The following is a 20596-nucleotide window of genomic DNA, read 5'->3' on the forward strand; positions in this document are numbered from 1 at the left end:
CTCCAGTGTCCCCCACGTCCGGAACGCGCCCGTACACGGTCCCGCGGGCCGGTCCTAGAGATCGGTGAGGCGCAGGCCCGCGTGGGCCTTGTACCGGCGGTTCACCGAGATCAGGTTCGCCACCAGCGACTCGACCTGGTGGGCGTTGCGCAGCCGCCCGGAGAAGATGCCGCGCATGCCGGGGATGCGTCCGGCCAGCGCCTGGACGATCTCGACGTCGGCCCGCTCCTCGCCGAGCACCATCACGTCGGTGTCGATCTCCTCGATCTCCGGGTCCTGGAGCAGCACGGCCGACAGGTGGTGGAAGGCGGCGGTGACGCGGGAGTCCGGCAGCAGCGCGGCGGCCTGTTCGGCGGCGCTGCCCTCCTCGGGCTTCAGCGCGTACGCGCCCTTCTTGTCGAAGCCGAGCGGGTTCACGCAGTCGACGACGAGCTTGCCGGCCAGTTCCTCCCGCAGGGACTCCAGGGTCTTGCCGTGTCCGTCCCACGGCACGGCGACGATCACGATGTCGCTGCGGCGGGCGGTCTCGGCGTTGTCGGCGCCCTCGACGCCGTGTCCGAGCTCGTCGGCGGCGGCCTGCGCGCGCTCCGCGGCCCGTGAACCGATGATCACCTGCTGCCCGGCCCGGGCCAGCCGGTAGGCGAGACCCTTGCCCTGGGGACCGGTGCCGCCGAGCACGCCGACGACGAGCCCGGAGACGTCGGGAAGGTCCCAGGGGTCCTTGGCGGGGGCCTTCTGTGCGCTGTCAGTAGAGGTCATGGGCCGACTTTACGTGCGTCGTGGCCCCTTCTCACGTGTGGTTCCGGCGCGCGCCGCTCATGTGAGAGCCGTCACGGGGATCCGCCGGAAGGTGACCGTCTCGTACGCGCTGAAGTCGCCCGTCTCGTAGAGGAGTCCGACCGTGTCGGCGTCGACGCGGACGAGGTCGGAGTACGCGGCGGGCAGCCCGTCGACGGTGTGTGCCGTGCGCCAGGTGACACCGTCGTCGGTGCTGGCGCGGACCGTCATGAGGGCGCGGAAGCCGGGGTCGGCGGGGCCCGAGTAGAGGAGCAGGTCGGGTTCGCGGAGCTGGAGCACGCTGCCCTCGACGACGGGACCGACGAGGCCGGCCTGCGGGCGGAAGGGTTTGACCAGGGTCCGGCCGCCGTCCCGTGAGTACGCGTCGGCGCGGGTGCCGGGGGCGGCGGAGTCGGTGCGGGTGTTGAAGTAGACGCGGCCGTCGGGGAGTTCGGCGGCGGTGGTCTCGTTCACGTGGACGGGGTTGCCGGGGTTGTCGTCGACGTACCCGATGCGCCAGGTCGCGCCGTGGTCGTCGCTGAGCAGACAGTGCCCGCCGTTGTACCTGCCCTCGGTGCCGGTGTCCGTGCCGGTCGGCGGGAGGGAGTGGTTGGCCGGTACGGCGACCCGGCCGGTGGTGAGCTGGAGGGCGTGGCCGGGAGTGGTGGCGTACCAGCGCCAGGGCGCCTTCTTCGTCTGCCCGGTGATCTCCCGCGGCGTGGACCAGGTGCGTCCGTCGTCGTCGCTGTGCCGGATCCAGACCCGGCGTCCGTCGGCGGCGCTCACCTTCCCCCGGCGGATGGCGTCCTCGGTGGCGAGGGCCGCGTTGCGGACGTGGACGAGCAGGATCCTGCCGGTGTCGAGGACGACGGGGGCCGGGTTCCCGGCCAGCGCCTCGCCGTTCGAGGCGGCCACCTGGATCGGCCCCCAGGTCAGTCCGCCGTCCGTGGACCGCTTCAGGACGATGTCGATGTGGCCGAAATCGTCGCGGGAGCCGACCCTGCCCTCGCAGAAGGCGAGCAGGGTTCCCGCCGCGCTGACGACGACGGCCGGGATACGGAAACTCGCGTAGCCCTCCTGTCCGGCCCGGAACGGCACGGACACCTCACTGCTGGCCGCACTGCTGGTCATGGAAACCTCTCCTCGCCGGCTGGGTGGACGGGCCACTCTGCCCAGGATGGGCGAATTCACCGTGAACGCCGTCTGACGAGCGGTCGGCTGCGGCAGGATGCGGCCACATGGATGCCGTACGGGTGGCCTTGTTGCGCGAAGTACTCGCCGGGACCGAGTGGCCGGGAGCCACACGGCGGTTCGCGGGGGTGCTGCGGTCGTCCGTACTGCCGCACGGGGGCGGGCTGCTGCTGGTGGGAACCGCGGAGTACGAGCCCTGGCACCTGGCCGCGCATCTGGTGGACGAGGCCGCCTGGTCGGGCACGCCGGAGCTGACACCGACGCTGGTACGGCACGGGGCGCGGCCCGGGGACCCGGCCCATCTGGCGGTGGGGCTCGGCCGGATCGAGGCGGCCCGGCGCGGCGAGACGCTGCTCGTCGTGGCGCCGGGCGCGCCCGGGGCTCCGCTCCTGGAGCGGGTGTACGACGCGCGCCGGGCCGGGGCGTTGATCCTCGCGCTGGACTCGGGCGACCGCGAACTGCACGCGATGGCGCACGAGGCGCTCGCGGTGCCGCCCGGACCGGGATGCGACACGGGGCTTGATCTGGACACGGTTCAGCACCTGGTCAGTGCGGCCACCGGGGAGAACTCGCTGCCCGCCCCCCGGGGCCGACGGCGGTTCACCGACCGGTTGTCGCGGCTGGCGGACCGGTTGACGGCGCCGCCACCCGCGCGGTGGTGAGCCGGCGGCCTCCCGACTTCCGGCGGCGTTCCCGGGGGCTCGCGAGAGGGGCGGCGGGAGCGGTTCACGAGGTGAAGACCGCGCCGTACCCCGTGCCCCCAGGAAGGGGCGGCCAGGCGGGGAAGAGGTTCAGTCCTCGTCCGCGCCGCGGGGAGCGGCGTCGTGCCAGCGGGGGTCCGTCTCCCAGTCGAGGTTGCGCTCACGGGCCGTGTCCATCGCCCGCTGGGCCTCCTCGCGGGACGCGTACGGACCGAAGCGGTCCTTCGCCGGGCACTCCGGGCCTTCCTCCACCTTCTTGTGTTCCAGGCAGTAGTACCACTCGCCCGGTTTGCCGACCGTCCGCTTCTTGAACAGTGCCATGACCAGCTCCTCTCGCCACCGACATGTTCCCCCATCTCCGCTGGTTAGACTCGCTGGCATGTCTGGCCAGTCGCTGCTCGTCCCAGGGGAGCTGTCCCCCATCCGTTCCGTGCCCGGAAACATCCGCCGCCCGGAGTACGTCGGCAAGCCCGCGCCGACCCCGTACACCGGGCCGGAGGTGCAGACGCCCGAGACGATCGAGGCGATGCGTGTCGCCGGCCGGATCGCCGCGCGAGCCATGGCCGAGGCCGCGAAGCTCATCGCGCCCGGCGTCACCACGGACGAACTGGACCGGGTCGCGCACGACTACATGTGCGACCACGGCGCCTACCCGTCCACGCTCGGCTACCGCGGCTTCCCGAAGTCCCTGTGCACCTCGGTGAACGAGGTGATCTGCCACGGCATCCCGGACTCCACGGTCCTGCGGGACGGCGACATCATCAACCTCGACGTGACGGCGTACATCGGGGGCGTGCACGGCGACAACAACGCCACGTATCTCGTCGGCGACGTGGCCGAGGAGTCGCGGCTGCTGGTCGAGCGGACCCGTGAGTCGCTGGAGCGTGCCATCAAGGCGGTCAGGCCCGGCCGCCAGATCAACATCATCGGCCGGGTCATCGAGTCGTACGCGAAGCGGTTCGGGTACGGGGTCGTCCGGGACTTCACCGGGCACGGCATCAGCTCGTCGTTCCACTCCGGGCTGATCGTCCCGCACTACGACAGCCCGCACGCGACGACCGTGATGCAGCCCGGGATGACGTTCACGATCGAGCCGATGCTGACGCTGGGCTCGTACGACTACGACCTGTGGGACGACGGGTGGACGGTCGTCACGAAGGACCGGCTGCGGACCGCGCAGTTCGAACACACCCTGGTCGTCACGGACAGCGGGGCCGAGGTCCTCACGCTGCCGTAGCCGCTCCCGTCCCGCCACGTGCCGCCCGCTCACTCAGAGCGGGCGGCACTTTCATGTGGGAACGGTGGAGGATCGGGGTACGGTTTTACCGACAGGCCGTCGGGAACCCATTGACTTAGGTAAGCCTAACCATAGAAGATTGGTCCGGCTCCCGTCTCCCCCGTTCAGCCCCGGAGGTCCTCATGACATCGTCGAGTACGCCGTTCTCGACGCTCATCCGCACCGCGTCCCACGAGCAGCACGTGGAGGCGGAGACCTCGACCTTCATGAGCGATCTGCTCGGCGGCAGGCTCGGCGTGGACGCGTACGCGCGCTACACGGAGCAGTTGTGGTTCGTGTACGAGGCGCTGGAGTCGGGTGCGCGGGATCTTTCCGGCGACCCGGTGGCGGGGCCGTTCATCCAGCCCGAGCTGATGCGGCTCGCCTCGCTGGAGCGGGATCTCGCCCATCTGCGGGGGCCGGGGTGGCGCGAGGGCGTCACCGCGCTGCCCGCGACGCTGGAGTACGCGGCGCGGGTCGCCGAGTGTGCGCGTACGTGGCCCGGGGGGTATGTGGCGCATCACTACACGCGGTACCTCGGGGATCTCTCCGGTGGGCAGATCATCCGTGGGACGGCGGAGAAGACGTGGGGGTTCGCGCGCAAGGGGGACGGGGTCCGGTTCTATGTCTTCGAGGACATCGGGAATCCCGCGGCGTTCAAGCGGGGGTATCGGGAGTTGCTTGACGCTCTTCCCGTGGATGACCTGCAGAAGCAGCGGGTTGTTGCCGAGTGCCGGCGGGCGTTCGCGTTGAACACGGGGGTTTTTCGGGGGTTGGGGGAAGAGTTTCGCATCAGTGCGTGACGTTCCACTGGGGGTCGCGTTTTCGGGTGCGGGTTCGTTGTGGCCGGCCGCGCAGTTCCCCGCGCCCCTGCAGGGCGAAGGCTGGGGCGCGGCCCCGGCTTTGAGGGGCGCGGGGAACTGCGCAGTCTTTTAGGGGCGCGGGGAACTGCGCGGCCAGCCCCCACCGGGCCCGCACGGGAGTCCTGGCCGACCCCACCCGGAGGGTGTCAGCGTTCCAGGAAGACTCTTCCGCCCAGTTCTATCCAGCCCTCCGGCTGGGGCGCTGTGAGGAGTTGGGAGCCCTTGCCCTGGATGATGTTCAGGGCACGGCCCAGTTGGGCTGTCAACTGGAGCGCCGCGGCGCCCGTCGCCTCGTCCTCGTCGATGCCGTCGCCCCGGCCGGGGAAACCGCGGGCGCGGATGCGGCCCGCCGCCTCGTCCTCCCAGGCCCAGGCGTAGACCCACTCCCCCGCCGGCGGCACGGCCAGCGCCTCGACCTCGGCCGCGGTCGCGTGCCGGCGCAGCGTGCGCGGCTGCGGCCACTCCGGGCGGGCCTCGATCCAGGTGAACTCGCCGTCCAGCCGGGTGCCCACCACGCCCGCGGGCGTGACGAGTTCGGGTACGTCCAGCAGCCAGGCCGCGCCCACACAGGGGTACCCGGCGAACGGCAGCCGCACACTGGGCGTGTAGATGTCGATGACCCCGCGCTCGGGGTCGTCGACGAACACCGTCTCGCTGAAGCCGAGTTTCGCCGCGAACGCCTGCCGTTCGTCCCGCTCGGGCAGTACGGAACCCTCCCGTACCACCCCGAGTTCATTGCCGTACTCGCCGCGGGGCCCGCAGAAGACCCGCACCACGTCGTAATCAGTCACACCGGCATTCAAACACCATGACGGCGACGCGTGTGCGGGCGCTTCCCGGTCCGACCCGTCAGGCCGTTCAGGCCGTTCAGGCCGTTCAGGCCGTTCAGGCCGTTCAGGCCGTTCAGGCCGTTCAGGCCGTTCAGGCCGTTCAGGCCGTTCAGGCCTGGGCGGAGTCCGTCAGACGGCGGCGGCGTACCGCGAACACCACGCCCGCGCCCGCCGCGACGGTGACCGCGGCGGCCGCTCCGAGCGCGCCGACCGGGACGTCGGAGCCGGTGGAGGCGAGGTTGCCGGTCACACCGCCCGTGGTGGACCCGGTCGTGCCCGCGCCACCGGTGGTGCCGCCGCTCGTACCACCCGTGGTACCGCCCGTGGTGCCGCCCGCCCCGGAGGTCGAGGTCGGGTCGGCGTCCGGGAGTTCGGCGTCCGCGGTCAGGGCCACCGCGATGTCGACCGGGTCGAGTTCGGCGCCGGTCTGGTAGAAGCCGCCGAAGGCCTCCGCGCCCGCCTTGGTGAGGGTGGTGGTGACGTCGTCGAGGGTGATGACGTCCTTCTTCGCGGTCAGGTCCGCCGACTTGGGCTTGAGTGCGGCGAGGGTCACGTCCTCGGACTTCTGACCGAGGCTGTCGACGTCGGCGGTCAGCTTGCCGGAGCCGCCGTCGATCTCGGCCTTCAGGTCGCTGAGGGTGAGGTCGAGACCGTAACTGCCGTTGTCCTCATGGCCCTTGAAGTTGACCGAGCCCTTGAAGGAGGCCTTGAGGGTGTCGGCGTCCGTGTCGTAGGTGCCGGTGGCGTCGGGGAAGGTGAAGACGCCGTTGCCGGACGCCTGCTCCGCCCCGCCCGACACCGTGATCCTGCCCTTGGCGACCCCGTCGACGACGTACGTACGGAAGGACTGCTTCACACCCCAGCCGAGCGTGCCGTAACTGATGGCCCCCTTGGTGGCGGCCTCGGTGGGCGGGGGCTTCGGCGTGGTGGATCCTGTCGGGTCCGCGGTGGGGGTCTTGGTCGGGGTGCTCGTGGGGGTGCCGGTCGGAGTGGCCGGCGGGGTGGTGGTGCCCGTGGGCGTCGGGGTCGGCGACTCGGCCTTCTTCTCGACCACCGTCAGGGGGTCGCCGGCCGCGCCGGTGTAGGAGGAGCTGCCGAAGACGTCCCCCGCCTCCTTGGTCAGCTTGGTCGTCATGTCCGTCATCGTGCGGTTGACGGTGACCTCGGCGAGCGGCACGTCCTGCTCGGTCGTACCGGCCTTCGTCACATCGGCGGTGACTCTCGCGTCCTTGCTGTCGAACTGCACGTCGGACAGCCTCAGTTCGAAGCCGTGCGCCTTGGAGACGATGTTCAGGGTGCCCTCGAAGCCGAGCGCGACGGTGTGGGCCTCGGAGTCGTAGCTCCCGGTGCCGTTGACGAACGTGAACACGCCGTTGTCCTTGGCCTGCGTGGCGCCGGCCTCGGCCGTGAAGGTACCGGCCGCCATACCGGTGACGTAGTTGCGGTACGACTCCTTGATGCCCCAGGTCAACTCGTAACCCTTGAGCGGCACTTCGGCGGCGGAGGCGGACGTCGCGGCGAGCGCGGTGGCGCCTAGCGTGACGGCGGTCGCGCAGGCTGCGGCAAGGGCTGTCGGGCGGCGGCGGTTGGCGGCCATGGTCGTGGATCTCCTCGGTTCGGAATCGGATTCAGTGTGTGGAGGTCCGCTCAACTGGCGGACGGGGAAAAGAAGTTCAGTTCTCGTTCGACGCACTCGACTCGTTCGACGCGTTCGAGGCGTCGGCTTCGGTGCCGGTGGCGGTCTGTGGCGTACGGCGCCTGCGGGTGACCAGGAAGGCCGCGGCGACCGCGACCAGGGAAGCGACCGCGAGGCCGATGGGCAGGACGGGGACGTCCGATCCGCTCGCGGTGGCCTCGGTCTTCGGCTCGGCCTTCTTCGGTTCGGCCGCCGCGGCCTCGGGCGTGGCCGACTCCGCGCTGCCCAGGTCGGGCAGCGCGGGCAGTTCGGCCTTGGCGGTCAGGGCGACGGCGAGGGACACCGGGTCCATCTCCGTGCCCGCCTTGTACATCCCGCCGAAGGCCTCGGCGCCCGCGGCGGTGAGCTTCGCGGGGGCCTCGGTGACCTGGGCGAGGCCGTCCTTCGGCTTGAGGTCCTTGGCGGTGAAGGTGACCAGCGACACCTTCTTCCGCGTCTCTTTCCCCTTCTCGTCCCGCGTCCTGCCGCCGCTCGTGACGTCGGCGTACAGCGTGCCCTTGCCGTCGTCCGCGACCTCGGCCCTGATTCCGCCGAGCTTCAGGTCGAGGCCCTGTTCGCCGGTGAAGCGGACGGCTCCGGCGAAGGTCGCGTCGAGGGTCCGCTTCTTCTCGTCGTACGTGCCCGAGCCCTCGGGGAAGCGGAAGAGCGCGCCGCCGTCCTGGGCGCCGTCGCTGAGCTTCCACTCGCCCTGCGCGATGGCGCCGGTGACGTACTCACGGAAGGTCCTGCGCACACCCCAGTCGACGGCGCCGTTCTCGATCCGGCCCGAAGTCGCCTTCTTCGCCTTCGCCTTCGAACCGGACGTGGACCCGGTCGGCGAGGGGGACGGCGTACGGGTCGGCTCGGCCGCCGCCCGCACGTCCGCGGAGAGGCTGACCGGGTCGAGGGCGGTGCCCGCCGTGTAGTAGCCGGCGAAGGACTTGGCGCCCTGGGCGGTCAGCGTGGCGGGCAGGTTGTTCAGCTGGACGGCGTTGCCGCCGCCCTTCATGTCGATGCCCCCCAGGGAGAGGGAGGCGAAGGGCACCTGCGAGGACGTCGTGACCGCCCCGGTGCCCTTCGCCTTGCTGATGATGTCGACGTGGAGCGTGCCGCCGTTGCCCGCGAGGCGGACGGTGGGGCGGCTGATCGTCAGGTCGAGCTGGTAGCCGCCGTCGTCCTCCTTGTGCCCGAGGAAGTGGACACCGCCGGAGAAGCCGGCGTGGAAGGCACCCGAGGAACCGTCGTACGTACCGGTCGCCGAGTGGAAGCGGAACTGGCTGCCGCCGACCGTGGCCGCGCCGCCGGTGAGGGAGAAACTGCCGTTCGCTATCGGGCCGGTGACATAGCTCTGGAAGGAGGATTTGATGCCCCAGTCCAGACGGCCACCCTGCACGGTCCGGCTCGCCGCGTGGGCCTGGCCGGCCGGGAGCAGCGCCGCGAGTACTGCCGTGAGTGCTGCCGCGCAGAGCAGGGTCACGTAGGTGCGTGGATGCGGGCGGGCTGGCATGTGTCCTCCGGGGCGGGTGGATCCGGCCGGATGCGGTGTGATGCGCACTCCTGGCGAGAAAGGTAAGGCTAACCTAAGCTATGTCCACTGATGCGGGAAGTGTGGGGCGAGGTCACAAGGGGACCGCCGCGGGTTGTTTTTCGCCTGACGGTCCGTCGTGGCTTGTCGCGCAGTTCCCCGCGCCCCTCACGGGCGCTGCCCCGCCTTCATGGGGCTCCGGCGAACCGAAAGGAACTACGCAGCCGTGCGACGTATGCGGGTACGAGTGACGGGTGCGCTGCTCGCGGTGCTTGTGGTGGCGGGGTGCGCCTCCCCCGAGGCGACCTCCGAGCCTGCCGCGAAGGCCGCCGGGGCCGGCGCCGCGGCCGATCGCGTCGAGCCGCTCGCCGACACACCGGAGCCTCGACTTCCGGTCACCGTGCGGTCGGCCGACGGCCACGACTTCACGGTCAAGGACGCCGAACGCGTCGTTCCGCTCTCCGGCAGCCTCAGCGAGATCGTCTTCACCCTCGGCCTCGGCGACCGGGTCGTCGCCCGTGACATCACCGCCACCTTCACGCAGGCGGAGAAGCTGCCGGTGGTCACCCGCAACCACGACGTCTCCGCGGAGAGCGTGCTGTCCCTCAAGCCCGATCTGGTGCTCGCCGAGGCCACCACCGGGCCCGCGGAGGCGATGGGCCAGATCCGCGACGCGGGCATACCCGTCCTCGTCGTCGACCCGGCCCAGGGCCTCGACGACGTGGGCCCACGCATCCAGGCCGTGGCCCGCGCCCTCGGCGTACCGGCCGCGGGCGAGGAGCTCACGAAGCGTTCGGAGGAGCGGATCGCCGCCGTGCGCAAGGACGTTCCGAAGAAGACGGACGAACCGCGCGTCGCCTTCCTCTACCTCCGCGGCTCCGCGTCCGTCTATCTGATCGGGGGCAAGGGCTCGGGGGCCACCTCGCTGCTCGAAGCGGCGGGCGCCGTGGACGCGGGCGCGGAGTCGGGCCTGAAGAAGGACTTCACCGCGATCACCACGGAGGCCCTCGCCCAGGCGGCTCCCGACGCGATCCTCGTCATGTCGAAGGGACTTGAGTCCGTCGGCGGCATCGACGGCCTGGTCAGGATTCCGGGCGTCGCCCAGACCCCCGCCGGGATGGACCGCCGGGTCGTCTCCGTCGAGGACGGCGTACTCCTCAACTACGGGCCCCGCACGGACGCCGTACTGAAGTCCATCGTCGGCCAGTTGTACGGGGACACGAAGTGAGCGTGACCGACAAGGCCGTGCCCCAGGCCTCCGAGGCCCCTCCCGCCGGGGGACAGCCCGCCGCCGCCCTCCCCCCGCGGCCCCGCCGGGGTGTCACCTGGCTGCTCACGGTCGGGCTGGCCGCCCTTCTTCTGCTCCTCACCCTCGCCTCCGCCGGCCTCGGCGCGTACGAGATCCCGCCCGGTGACGTCCTCTCCTCCGTCACGCACCGCGCGGGTCTCGGCGGTGACGAACTGGCCCGTGTCCCCGAGTCCGTGCTGTGGAACGTGCGCTTCCCGCGGATCGTGCTCGCGCTGCTCGTCGGTGCCTCGCTGGGCTGCGCGGGCGCGCTGATGCAGGGCGTGTTCGGCAATCCGCTCGCCGAACCGGGCGTCATCGGCGTCTCGTCGGGCGCGGCGGTCGGCGCGGTCGCCGCGATCTCGCTCGGCCTGAGCTTCCTGGGCACCTGGACGATCCCGGTCTTCGCCTTCGTCGCGGGGCTCGGCACCGCCCTGCTCGTGTACTCGACGTCCCGCTCGGGCGGCCGTACCGAGGTCGTGACGCTGATCCTCACCGGTATCGCGGTGAACGCCTTCGCGGGCGCGCTGATCGGCCTGTTCATCTTCCTGGCGGACACCGCCGCGGTGAACCAGATCACCTTCTGGCAGCTCGGCTCGCTCTCCCAGGCGACCTGGCCGAAGGTGCTGGCGGTACTGCCGTGCGCGGTGGCCGGTCTCGCCGTCGCGCCGTTGTACGCACGCAAGTTGGATCTGCTGGCGCTCGGCGAGCGCCCGGCCCGGCATCTCGGCGTGGACGTCGAACGGCTTCGTATCGTGCTGGTCCTGGTGGTGGCCCTGCTGACGGCCGCGGCCGTGAGCGTCTCCGGGGTCATCGGCTTCGTGGGCCTCGTCGTCCCCCATCTGCTGCGCATGCTCGCGGGGCCCGGCCACCGCTTCCTCGTCCCCGGCAGCGCGCTGGGCGGTGCGGTCGTGCTGCTCGCGGGCGACCTCGCGGCGCGTACCGTCGCCGAGCCCGCCGAGCTGCCGCTCGGTGTGCTGACCGCTCTCTTCGGCAGCCCGTTCTTCTTCTGGCTGCTGCGCAGGACCCGTCGCAGGCAGGGAGGCTGGGCATGAGGAAGCGCAGGGGATGGCTCCGTACGGGGATCGTGCCGCCCGGACCCGTGGCCGCCGGTGACGTACTCGCCGGGGCCGAGGCGCTGCGCGTCCGGCTCGGCGCCCGCGAGGTGCTGTCCGGCGTGGACGTCGAAGCCCGCGCCGGTGAGGTGCTGGCGCTCGTCGGCCCCAACGGAGCGGGGAAGTCCACCCTGTTGGGCGCGCTCGCCGCCGACCTCCCGGCGGCCGAGGGTGTCGTACGGGTCCACGGGCGCCCGGTGTCCGACTGGTCGGCGCACGAACTGGCCCTGCGCCGGGCGGTGCTTCCCCAGTCCGCCTCGCTCTCCTTCCCCTTCCCGGTCGAGGAGGTCGTACGGATGGGGCGGGCGCCCTGGGCCGGCCGGCCCGAGGAGGCCGAGGACGACACGGCGGTGGCGTCGGCCATGGCGGCGACCGAGGTCACCGAATTCACGGGCCGGCCCTTCTCCGCGCTCAGCGGCGGCGAGCGGGCCAGGGTCGCGCTCGCCCGGGTGCTCGCCCAGCGGGCCCGGCTGCTGCTGCTCGACGAGCCGACGGCCGCACTGGACCTCAGGCACCAGGAGTTGGTGCTGCGGGTCTGTCGCGAAAGGGCGCGTGAAGGGGACGCGGTGGTCGTGGTGTTGCACGATCTGGGTCTCGCGGCGGCGTACGCGCACCGGGTGGTGATCCTGTGCGCCGGGCGCGCGGTGGCCGACGGGGCGCCCTCGGAGGTCTTCACCGACCGACTCCTTTCGGACGTCTACAAACAGCCGGTGGAGGTGTTCCCCCACCCGCGCACGGGCGGGGTCATGGTGGCCCCTGTCAGGGGTTCTTGACCCGTCTTTGACCGTTTCGTGGGGGGTGGATAGCACCTCCGTGACCGGGCCGTGCTCGTACGGCGTCCATGAGAGCTGAATCACTGGACGGGCGGCTTTCAGTCAGGTAAGCCTCAGATAAGTTAGGGCAGCCTCACTCAGCGTCTGTGCCTTTCCTGTGTCCCGTGAACCTCTTGGAGCCTGTATGCGAGCCGTCCGACTCTCCGTCGTCACCGCTGCCGCGACCGCGGTCGCGCTGGCCGCTGTCACCGGCTGCACCGAGAAGAGCGACGCGTCGAGCGACGACCACGTCGTCGAGGTGACGGCCACGGACACCGGGTGCGAGGTGTCGAAGAAGGAGTTCCCGGCCGGTCACGTCCAGATCGACGTGACCAACAAGGGCTCCAAGGTCACCGAGGTCTACCTCCTCTTCCCCGACGACCGGATCGTCACCGAGCGCGAGAACATAGGCCCCGGCACCCGCCAGAAGGTCACCGCCGAGGTGAAGGCGGGCGACTACCGGATCGCCTGCAAGCCCGGTATGAAGGGCAAGGGCATTCGCCAGGACGTCACGGTCACCGGCGGCGGCAAGGCCGCGAAGCGCGACCCGCGCCTGGACGCGGCGGTCGCCTCCTACCGGCAGTACGCGCAGGAGCAGGCCGACGAGACGCTGCCCAGGACCAAGGTCTTCACGGACGCCGTCAAGGCCGGTGACATCGAGGCCGCCAAGAAGGCGTACGCCACCTCGCGCATCGGCTGGGAGCGCACCGAGCCGGTCGCCGAGTCGTTCGGTGACATCGATCCGAAGGTCGACCTGCGCGAGGACGGTCTGGAGGAGGGCCAGGACCTGGAGAAGGACTGGACGGGCTGGCACCGCCTGGAGCGCTCGCTGTGGAAGGACAAGAAGCTCACCGACCGGGACTCCGCGCTGGCCGACCAGCTGATCAAGGACCTCACCGACTGGCAGAACCGCGTCGGCAAGGCGGAGATCACCCCGACCTCGATGGCCAACGGCGCCAAGGAACTCCTCGACGAGGTCGCCACCGGCAAGGTCACCGGCGAGGAGGAGCGCTACTCGCACACCGACCTGGTCGACTTCAAGGCGAACGTCGAGGGCGCCGAGAAGTCGTACGAGCTGCTGAAGCCGGTGGCGAAGGAGAACGACGCGGCGCTGGTCACCGAACTGGACAAGCAGTTCGCGGCGCTCGACACGCTGCTGGACACCTACCGTAAGGACAAGACCTCGTACGACTTCACCTCGTACGACAAGGTCTCCAAGGCGGACCAGAAGGAGCTCTCGGACGCGGTGAACGCGCTCGCGGAGCCGCTGTCCAAGCTCGCCGCCGCCGTCGTCGCGGCGAAGTAGGGACCGGCCATGACGGACACCCCCGCCGGGGAAGCCACCGCGGCCGAGGAGAGCACACCGGCCGCCCCCTCCCGGCGTTCCCTGATCGGCTGGGGCGGTGCCGGGCTCGCGCTGGGCGCCGCCGCGGCCGGTGGTGCGGTGGCGGTGGCCCGCTCGGGCGACGACGCCGAACCGGCCGCGGCCGGGGCGGGCGGCGAGATCGCCTTCCACGGTACGCACCAGGCGGGCATCGCCACCCCGGTGCAGGACCGGCTGCACTTCGCCGCCTTCGACGTGAAGACGACCGACCGGGCCGCGTTCGTCCAGCTGCTGAAGGACTGGACCGGGGCGGCCCGGCGGATGACCGCCGGGCGGGCGGTCGGCGAGGGCGCGTACGGCGGTCTCGCCGAGGCGCCGCCGGACGACACCGGGGAGGCGCTCGGCCTCACACCGTCACGGCTGACCCTCACCATCGGCTTCGGCCCCTCCCTCTTCGGGAAGTTCGACCTCTCCGGCCGGCGGCCCGAAGCCCTCGTCGATCTGCCGAAGTTCGCCGGCGACAACCTCGACCGCGCGCGCAGCGGAGGGGACCTGTGCGTGCAGGCCTGCGCGGACGACCCGCAGGTCGCCGTGCACGCGATCCGCAACCTGGCCAGGATCGGCTTCGGCAAGGTCGTCATCCGCTGGTCGCAACTGGGCTTCGGCAAGACCTCGTCGACGACCCCGGACGCCCAGACCCCTCGTAACCTCATGGGGTTCAAGGACGGCACCCGCAACATCGCGGGGACCGAGACGGACCGCCTGAAGAAGTTCGTGTGGGTCGAGGACAAGGACGGCGGGGCGAACTCGGCGTGGATGGCCGGGGGCTCGTACCTCGTGGCCCGGCGCATCCGGATGAACATCGAGACCTGGGACCGGACCTCCCTCCAGGAGCAGGAGGACATCTTCGGCCGCGACAAGGGCGAAGGCGCTCCCGTCGGCAGGGCCAAGGAGCGGGACAAGCCGTTCCTGAAGGCGATGCTGCCCGACGCGCACGTGCGGCTCGCACACCCCGACACCAACGCCGGGGCCACGCTCCTGCGCCGCGGCTACTCCTTCACGGACGGCACGGACGGGCTGGGCCGCCTCGACGCGGGCCTGTTCTTCCTCGCGTACCAGCGCGATGTGCGCAAGGGCTTCATCCCGGTGCAGCGCAGCCTGGCGGCCGACGCGCTCAACGAGTACATCCAGCACGTGGGTTCCGCGGTGTTCGCGATCCCGCCGGGCGTCCGCGACAAGGACGACTGGTGGGGCCGGGCCCTGTTCGCCGGGAACCCCGGTGCTTCACCCGAGCCCAAGGAGGCGTAGGCCGTGTTCGGCAACTATCTGATCGGCCTGCGCGAAGGTCTTGAGGCGAGCCTCGTGGTCTGCATCCTCATCGCCTATCTGGTGAAGACGGACCGCCGGGACGCCCTGAAGCCCATCTGGATCGGCATCGCGGTCGCCGTCGTGCTCGCCCTCGGCTTCGGTTTCGCGCTCGAATTCGGCTCCCAGGAGCTGACGTTCGAGGCACAGGAGGCGCTCGGCGGCTCGCTGTCGATCATCGCGGTCGGCCTGGTGACGTGGATGGTCTTCTGGATGCGCCGCACCGCGCGGCACCTGAAGGCCGAACTGCACGGCAGACTCGACGCGGCCCTGCTGATGGGCACGGGCGCGCTGGTGGCGACCGCCTTCCTGGCCGTCGGACGGGAGGGCCTGGAGACGGCCCTGTTCGTGTGGGCGTCCGTGCGCGCGTCGAACGACGGCACCCAGGGCCCGTTGATCGGTGTGCTGCTGGGCATCCTGACCGCGGTCGTGCTCGGCTACCTCTTCTACCGGGGCACGGTCCGTATCAACCTCGCCAAGTTCTTCACCTGGACCGGCGGCATGCTGGTCGTCGTGGCCGCGGGCGTCCTCGCGTACGGTGTGCACGACCTCCAGGAGGCCGACTTCCTGCCGGGCCTGACGAACAAGGCCTTCGACATCAGCGAGACCATCCCCCCGGACAGCTGGTACGGCACGCTCCTGAAGGGCGTCCTCAACTTCCAGCCCGACCCGACCGTCGTCCAGGTGGTCGTGTGGCTCCTGTACCTGGTGCCGACGCTGGCGTTCTTCCTGGCGCCCTCGCGGTCCGGCGGGAGCGGGGCCAAGTCCCCGACCCCCCTGCGCGAGGACGCGTAGGACCGGCGCGCGAAGGGCTCGGTACGTCATCCCGCCGCCCGGGCGCTTCCCGGCCCCGGTAGGGTTCGCCTCCGGGAAACCGGGATCGGAAACCGGGAGGGGAACCGGGGTTCGCGGACCGGGATTCGGGACGGGAAAGGTGAAGGGACTCGATGAGCAGGGATCGCAGCCCTCGGAAGTCTCCTGGGCCTCGTAGGCCTCGCGGACTCGGCCGGAGCGCGCTGACGGCGGCCTCCGTGACCGTGCTGTCGGTGACGGCGAGCGGGTGCGTGGTGGTGCACGGCGAACGGGAGATCCTCCCCGGGGCCACGAAGAGCGAGGCCGCACGTGCCCTGCGCGACTTCACCGCCGACTACAACAAGGCGAACGGGGCCAACGACCCGTCCCTGGACGCGGACCGGGTCACCGGCGCCCTCGGGGACATCGACGGGGCGAAGCTGAAGGCCGGCGGCAAGAACCAGCCGGGCGGCAACGCCGGCTATGTGCCGCTCAAGCTCACCGACACCGACTTCACCATCCCGGAGAAGGCCGGCTGGCCGCGCTGGTTCGTCACCGACTCGAAGGCCAACAAGGGCCGCCCCGAGGACCGTTGGCTGATGGTGTTCACCCGCGGCGACGCGGACGAGGTGTGGCAGGTCGCGTATCTGACGATCTCCTCCGCCAAGGAGATACCGGCGTTCAGGAAGAACGAGGACGGCTGGGCCGAGCCGGTCACGGCGAACGCGGCGGATCTGGCGGTCGCCCCCGGGAAACTCCCCCAGCGGTACGCGACCTACCTCAAGGACGGCGGCAGTACCTTCGCGGACGGCGCCCACACCACGAAGTGGCGCTCCGACCGGGCGAAGAGCGCGGCGCGTCCGGGGCTCGCCCAGCAGTACATCGACGAGCCGCTGACGTCCGGCGACTACGCCCCGGTCGGTCTGCGCACGGCGGACGGCGGCGCCCTCGTCTTCTTCACCACCCGCCACTACCAGAAGCAGACGGCGGCCCCGGGCGTCCCGATCAACGTCACCAACGCCGACGTCAAGGCCCTGATGACCGGCGACCCCAAACAGTCCCTGACCCTGGAGTCCACCTCCAACCAGGCGGTCCTGGACCCCCCGAAGTCGGCCTCGGACCAACGGGTGAAATTCCTGAGCCGAATCCAGGGCCTGACGGCGGCAAAGGGCGAATAGGGGCGCGGGGAACGGCGCAGTCTTTTGCCTTCAGGGGCGCGGGGAACGGCGCAGTCTTTTGCCTTTAGGGGCGCGGGGAACGGCGCAATCTTGTCGCTTTCAAGGGGCGCGGGGAACGGCGCATCTTTTGCCTTTAGGGGCGCGGGGAACTGCGCGACCAGCCACGACGCACCCGCAGAAGAACAACCGCCCCCGACGGAGTCACCCCCGCAACGGCCAAGCCGCGACCTGCTCCCGCTCCTCCCCCGCATACCGCGCACATTCATCCGTCAGCACTTCCAGCAAGGACAACGGATCCGGCAACGGATGCTCAGGCCCCCGCAGCCACTCCACCACAAGCTCCCCCGGCAACCGGGCCGGCGGCACCAGCACATACGACCCACGGCAGTGCCACCGCAGCCCCGGATGCTCGTCCATCGTCTCGGGATGGCAGTCCAGCTCGCACGGCCACCACTCGTCCTCGTCCTCGGGCGTACCGCGCGTGGCGGTGAAGAAGAGCATCCGGTCGTCCCCGGACAGCGCGACAGGACCGACCTCGATCCCGGAGCCGAGCAACCGCTCCAGCGCCTCCTGCCCGGCCTCCACCGGTACGTCCAGCACGTCGTGCACCATGCCGGTCGCGGTGATGAAGTTGGCGAGCGGCTGATGCCGGGCCCACCGCTCGATCTGCGCCCGGTCGGTCGTGGACTGCGTCTGCCAGGCAAAGGAAACGGGGTGGCGCGCGGGGGTCGGACACCCGACGCGGTCACAGGAACACCGGTAGGCGGAGGGATGGGCGGCGGGCGCGAGCGGCAGCCCGGCTCCGGCGGCGGCCAGCAGCAGTTCCTCACGGCTCGCGGAGTCGTCCGCGGCGTCCGTCCGTGGGCGCCGACCGCGCAACCACTGGGAGATCCTGCCCTGCCCGCCGGAGCGGCGGCCCGTCTCTGCGCTCATATATTGCCCTCGCCTGGCTGTTGTGCGGACAGCATGCCTCATGCTCCCACCATCCTGCGCTCCGGGGGGCCGGAGCCCACATCCGGGGTAGGTGGGGTGATGCCCGCCCGGGGCAGTGATCGAGTGTCATTGCGTACTTTGACACGATATGCCCGCCTACGGTGTCGGCATGGTCACACGGACTGCGCTGACGGGTATCGCCGGCCTCACGTCACTGGCTCTCGTGGGACAGAGCGGGGCGATCACCCCGGTGGAATGGGGCGCCGGCCCCCTGACGGTGGCGGCGCTGCCCCGCGTCGTCTACACGGCACACCGCGGCGGCGCCCGCGAGGTTCCGGAGAACAGCATGACGGGCCTTATGACGGCGTACGAGCGCGGGACGGCCCAGGTGCTCGACCTGGACACCCGGATGCTGCGCGACGGGACGATGGTGGTCATGCACGACGCCACCCTGAACCGCACGACCTACATGGGCGGCCCGGTGCACGCGCTCGACCGGCGGGACTGGCAGGGGGTCCGGCTGCGCCCCAGGGACGCGCTGCCCGGGAGCTGGCGTTCGGAACGGCCGCCGACGCTCGCCGAGGTGCTGGACCGGTTCGGCGGGCGGGTGGTGCTGATGCTGGAGGCCAAGGACCCGCGGAGCCTGAGGGCCATCGCCGCCATGCTCAGGGAACGCGGTCTGACCCGTTCGGTGCTGGTCAACTCCAACCATCCCGCCGTGGCCCTGCGCACCCACCGCCTCGGCCTCCTCGCGCAGCTGTGGCGTTCGGCGCACCAGATGCGTACCGACCGGCCCGGGCGGTGGCGGCCGTTCGTGGACGTCCTGGACGTGGACCACAAGGCCCGCGACCACGATCTCGTACGGGCCGTCCGGTCCGGCATCCCCCGGGTGTGGGCGCACACGGTGGTGACCCCGGCGCAGCGCGACCGCGCCCTCGCGCTCGGCTGCGACGGGATCATCACGGACGCCCCGGGACGGCTGGCCCGGGTACGGGTCCGGGCCTGGGGTCAGCGAGGGGCGATGCCGTAGAGGGCGTACTCGACCAGCTTGTCCGCGAAGGCGTGGTCGAGCGGTCCGGTGCCCTGCAGCCAGCGCTGGGCGAGGGGCGAGACGAACAGGTCGCGCGCGATGTACGGGTCCACGTCCGCGCGCACCTGGCCGGCGTCCTGGGCTGTCCGCAGGCGTCGTACGTACAGTTCCAGCGAGGGCAGGAGCAGGGTGGCGACGAACTCCTTCGCGAAGGCGGGGTTGCCCACGCCCTCCGCGGCGAGCGCGCGGGCCGGGGCCTCGTAGCGCGGGTCGTTCAGCTCGTCGACGGTGGCGCGCAGGACGGTCTTGAGGTCGGCCTCCAGGTCGCCGGTGTCGGGGATGCCGTCCGTTTCCGCCCAGTCCCCGCCGGCCGCCTCCGCCGCCTGGGCGCCCAGGTCGACGAAGGCCTCCATGAGGACCTCGGCCTTCGACGACCACCACCGGTAGATGGTCTGCTTGCCGACGCCCGCGCGGGCCGCGATGGCCTCGATGGTGGTTTTCGGGTAGCCGACCTCTGCGACGAGGGTGAGGGCGGCGGCGTAGATCGCGCGGCGGGATTTCTCGCTGCGGCGGGTGGAGTCGGGAGGCATACCCCCGAAACTACCAGCACAACAAGACGCCCCGTCTCGCCAAGCCTGTCCTCGCCCCCGCCGCCCCTACCCTTCCCGTCACGTACTCGGGGGCGCTGCCCCCGAACCCCCGGTCCTCAAACGCCGGACGGCTGAAAGATTCGCGGACGGTCCGCAACTCTTCAGCCCGTCCGGCGTTTGAGGACGAGCGCGCAGCGCGACAAGGGGGGCGAGGGGGCGCAGCCCCCATGCAGTGACGGGAAGGGTAGGGGCGGCGGGGGCGAGAAAACGCCCCTATCGGGGCTCCCGCGGCGGCCACCCGTCTCCCCAGGCCGCATCCCGGGCCTCCTTGTAGAGGAGCCCGTGCCGTTTCGTCACGGTGGAACGGCGCAACCCACCCCCCACCTCACACAGGTCCAGCAGAACCTGCCCCTTACGGATCTGCGGCCGCCGCACCACCCTCGAAGCCACCGGAGCCACCGGAGCCGCGGACAACCGCGTCGCGGCGACATAGCTGAACTTCTCGTCCTCGTACGCCAACGAGCCCCCCTTCACCTGCCGATGCAACGAGGACCGGCTCACCCGAGCAGAGAAGTGACACCAGTCCTCCCCCGGCACGATCGGACAGGCGCCGCTGTGCGGACAGGGCGCGGCGACGGAGAACCCGGCGGCGATCAGCCGGTCCCGGGCCGCGATGACGCGGGCGTACCCGTCCGGCGTCCCGGGCTCGATGATCACGACGGCCCGCGCGGCGGCCACCGCGGCGTCCACGACGGCACCGCGGCCCGCCTCGGTCAGCTCGCCGAGGACGTACGACACGGTGACGAGGTCGGCGTCCGGCAGCGCGAGCTCCGCCCCGATCCGGGAGCGGCGCCACTCGGCGGACCGCAACTGCGGGCTGGCGGAAGCGAGTTCACGCCCGAGGACGAGCGCGGGCTCGGCCCAGTCGAGCACGGTCACCGGCCGCTCCCCTGGCCAGGTGGCGTTCACGGCCCAGGTCGCCGCGCCCGTGCCGCCCCCCACGTCCACGTGGCTGCCCGGCACCCACTCGGGCACGACGTCCGCGAAGGCGGCGAGCGCGGCCCGTACGGCCTCGAAGGTCGCGGGCATCCGGTACGCGGCGTACGCGGCCACGTCCGCGCGGTCGCGCAGGATCGGGGCGTCGGTCGGGGTGGTGCCCCGGTAGTTCGCGATCAGCCGGTCGACGGCCTGCGCGGCCACCTTGGGCGGCAGTCCGTCGAGCAGGCCCGCGAGGGCCGCGCGCAAGGTCTCAGCTGGGGAAACGGGGGCGGTCACGAAGGAAGTCTACGAGCACCGCCCACCGCCCCGGTCCACCACCGGCCCACCGCCGGCCC

The 20596-nt window shown here is 71.3% G+C and carries 20 protein-coding genes; 11 read left to right on the forward strand and 9 right to left on the reverse strand.

Features of this window, described 5'->3' with window-relative positions; translation table 11 throughout:
* Positions 1-54: 54 nt before the first annotated feature.
* Both npdG and ACH4DZ_RS18045 read right to left on the reverse strand, forming a co-directional pair.
* Positions 55-759, reverse strand: a complete 705-nt coding sequence (gene npdG, locus ACH4DZ_RS18040) for an NADPH-dependent F420 reductase (RefSeq protein ID WP_267026133.1) — start codon at positions 757-759, stop codon at positions 55-57.
* 57 nt (positions 760-816) lie between these two features.
* On the reverse strand, positions 817-1908 hold the full coding sequence (locus ACH4DZ_RS18045; protein ID WP_398288102.1) for an exo-alpha-sialidase: 1092 nt from the start codon (positions 1906-1908) through the stop codon (positions 817-819).
* 107 nt (positions 1909-2015) lie between these two features.
* Between ACH4DZ_RS18045 and ACH4DZ_RS18050 the strand changes: the two genes are divergently transcribed.
* Positions 2016-2630 (forward strand): hypothetical protein, encoded by a 615-nt coding sequence (locus ACH4DZ_RS18050; RefSeq protein ID WP_398288103.1) that lies wholly within the window; start codon positions 2016-2018, stop codon positions 2628-2630.
* Between the two features lie 129 nt (positions 2631-2759).
* Here the strand turns inward: ACH4DZ_RS18050 and ACH4DZ_RS18055 are convergent, their stop codons facing one another.
* Complete coding sequence (locus ACH4DZ_RS18055) at positions 2760-2990, reverse strand: hypothetical protein (RefSeq protein WP_398288104.1); 231 nt, start codon at positions 2988-2990, stop codon at positions 2760-2762.
* Positions 2991-3048: 58 nt separating this feature from the next.
* Between ACH4DZ_RS18055 and map the strand changes: the two genes are divergently transcribed.
* Together map and ACH4DZ_RS18065 are read left to right on the forward strand one after the other, a co-directional pair.
* On the forward strand, positions 3049-3906 hold the full coding sequence (gene map / locus ACH4DZ_RS18060; RefSeq protein ID WP_398288105.1) for a type I methionyl aminopeptidase: 858 nt from the start codon (positions 3049-3051) through the stop codon (positions 3904-3906).
* A 182-nt stretch (positions 3907-4088) separates the two neighbouring features.
* Positions 4089-4748, forward strand: coding sequence for a heme oxygenase (biliverdin-producing) (locus ACH4DZ_RS18065; RefSeq protein WP_398288106.1), 660 nt, complete (start codon positions 4089-4091; stop codon positions 4746-4748).
* A 206-nt stretch (positions 4749-4954) separates the two neighbouring features.
* Here ACH4DZ_RS18065 and ACH4DZ_RS18070 read toward each other — a convergent pair whose 3' ends face one another.
* From ACH4DZ_RS18070 to ACH4DZ_RS18080, 3 genes are all read right to left on the reverse strand, one after another.
* Positions 4955-5599: a PhzF family phenazine biosynthesis protein gene (locus ACH4DZ_RS18070; protein WP_398288108.1), complete on the reverse strand. Its 645-nt coding sequence runs from the start codon at positions 5597-5599 to the stop codon at positions 4955-4957.
* A 148-nt stretch (positions 5600-5747) separates the two neighbouring features.
* A complete protein-coding gene (locus tag ACH4DZ_RS18075) occupies positions 5748-7235 on the reverse strand; it encodes an HtaA domain-containing protein (RefSeq protein WP_398288109.1) in 1488 nt (495 codons plus the stop codon).
* A gap of 76 nt (positions 7236-7311) precedes the next feature.
* Positions 7312-8820, reverse strand: coding sequence for an HtaA domain-containing protein (locus tag ACH4DZ_RS18080; protein WP_398288110.1), 1509 nt, complete (start codon positions 8818-8820; stop codon positions 7312-7314).
* 253 nt (positions 8821-9073) lie between these two features.
* Here ACH4DZ_RS18080 and ACH4DZ_RS18085 point away from each other — a divergent pair, with 253 nt between their 5' ends.
* From ACH4DZ_RS18085 to ACH4DZ_RS18115, 7 genes are all read left to right on the forward strand, one after another.
* Entirely contained in the window at positions 9074-10066 is a 993-nt protein-coding gene (locus ACH4DZ_RS18085) for a hemin ABC transporter substrate-binding protein (protein ID WP_398288313.1), read from the forward strand.
* Entirely contained in the window at positions 10063-11178 is a 1116-nt protein-coding gene (locus ACH4DZ_RS18090) for a FecCD family ABC transporter permease (RefSeq protein ID WP_398288112.1), read from the forward strand. The genes ACH4DZ_RS18085 and ACH4DZ_RS18090 overlap by 4 nt, the downstream gene beginning before the upstream one ends.
* Positions 11175-12011, forward strand: a complete 837-nt coding sequence (locus ACH4DZ_RS18095) for a heme ABC transporter ATP-binding protein (RefSeq protein WP_398288113.1) — start codon at positions 11175-11177, stop codon at positions 12009-12011. Before ACH4DZ_RS18090 ends, ACH4DZ_RS18095 begins: the two co-directional genes overlap by 4 nt.
* Positions 12012-12195: 184 nt before the next feature.
* The gene (efeO, locus tag ACH4DZ_RS18100; RefSeq protein WP_398288114.1) at positions 12196-13356 is read left to right on the forward strand and encodes an iron uptake system protein EfeO; all 1161 of its coding nucleotides are present in this window, start codon (positions 12196-12198) and stop codon (positions 13354-13356) included.
* A gap of 9 nt (positions 13357-13365) precedes the next feature.
* Entirely contained in the window at positions 13366-14682 is a 1317-nt protein-coding gene (gene efeB, locus ACH4DZ_RS18105) for an iron uptake transporter deferrochelatase/peroxidase subunit (protein ID WP_398288115.1), read from the forward strand.
* Positions 14683-14685: 3 nt separating this feature from the next.
* Positions 14686-15534: an iron uptake transporter permease EfeU gene (gene efeU, locus ACH4DZ_RS18110; protein WP_398288116.1), complete on the forward strand. Its 849-nt coding sequence runs from the start codon at positions 14686-14688 to the stop codon at positions 15532-15534.
* Positions 15535-15686: 152 nt separating this feature from the next.
* Positions 15687-16709, forward strand: coding sequence for a hypothetical protein (locus ACH4DZ_RS18115; RefSeq protein WP_398288117.1), 1023 nt, complete (start codon positions 15687-15689; stop codon positions 16707-16709).
* 201 nt (positions 16710-16910) lie between these two features.
* On the opposite strand, the gene ACH4DZ_RS18120 is transcribed toward ACH4DZ_RS18115, so the two are convergent.
* On the reverse strand, positions 16911-17642 hold the full coding sequence (locus ACH4DZ_RS18120) for a bifunctional DNA primase/polymerase (protein ID WP_398288118.1): 732 nt from the start codon (positions 17640-17642) through the stop codon (positions 16911-16913).
* Between the two features lie 169 nt (positions 17643-17811).
* Here ACH4DZ_RS18120 and ACH4DZ_RS18125 point away from each other — a divergent pair, with 169 nt between their 5' ends.
* Positions 17812-18672 (forward strand): glycerophosphodiester phosphodiesterase, encoded by an 861-nt coding sequence (locus ACH4DZ_RS18125; RefSeq protein WP_398288119.1) that lies wholly within the window; start codon positions 17812-17814, stop codon positions 18670-18672.
* Here ACH4DZ_RS18125 and ACH4DZ_RS18130 read toward each other — a convergent pair.
* Together ACH4DZ_RS18130 and ACH4DZ_RS18135 are read right to left on the reverse strand one after the other, a co-directional pair.
* On the reverse strand, positions 18651-19262 hold the full coding sequence (locus ACH4DZ_RS18130; RefSeq protein ID WP_398288120.1) for a TetR/AcrR family transcriptional regulator: 612 nt from the start codon (positions 19260-19262) through the stop codon (positions 18651-18653). The genes ACH4DZ_RS18125 and ACH4DZ_RS18130 overlap by 22 nt on opposite strands.
* Before the next feature lie 273 nt (positions 19263-19535).
* Positions 19536-20537: a small ribosomal subunit Rsm22 family protein gene (locus tag ACH4DZ_RS18135; RefSeq protein WP_398288121.1), complete on the reverse strand. Its 1002-nt coding sequence runs from the start codon at positions 20535-20537 to the stop codon at positions 19536-19538.
* Positions 20538-20596 lie beyond the last annotated feature (59 nt).

Source organism: Streptomyces sp. NPDC017991 (genome assembly GCF_044328075.1).
GTDB lineage: Bacteria > Actinomycetota > Actinomycetes > Streptomycetales > Streptomycetaceae > Streptomyces.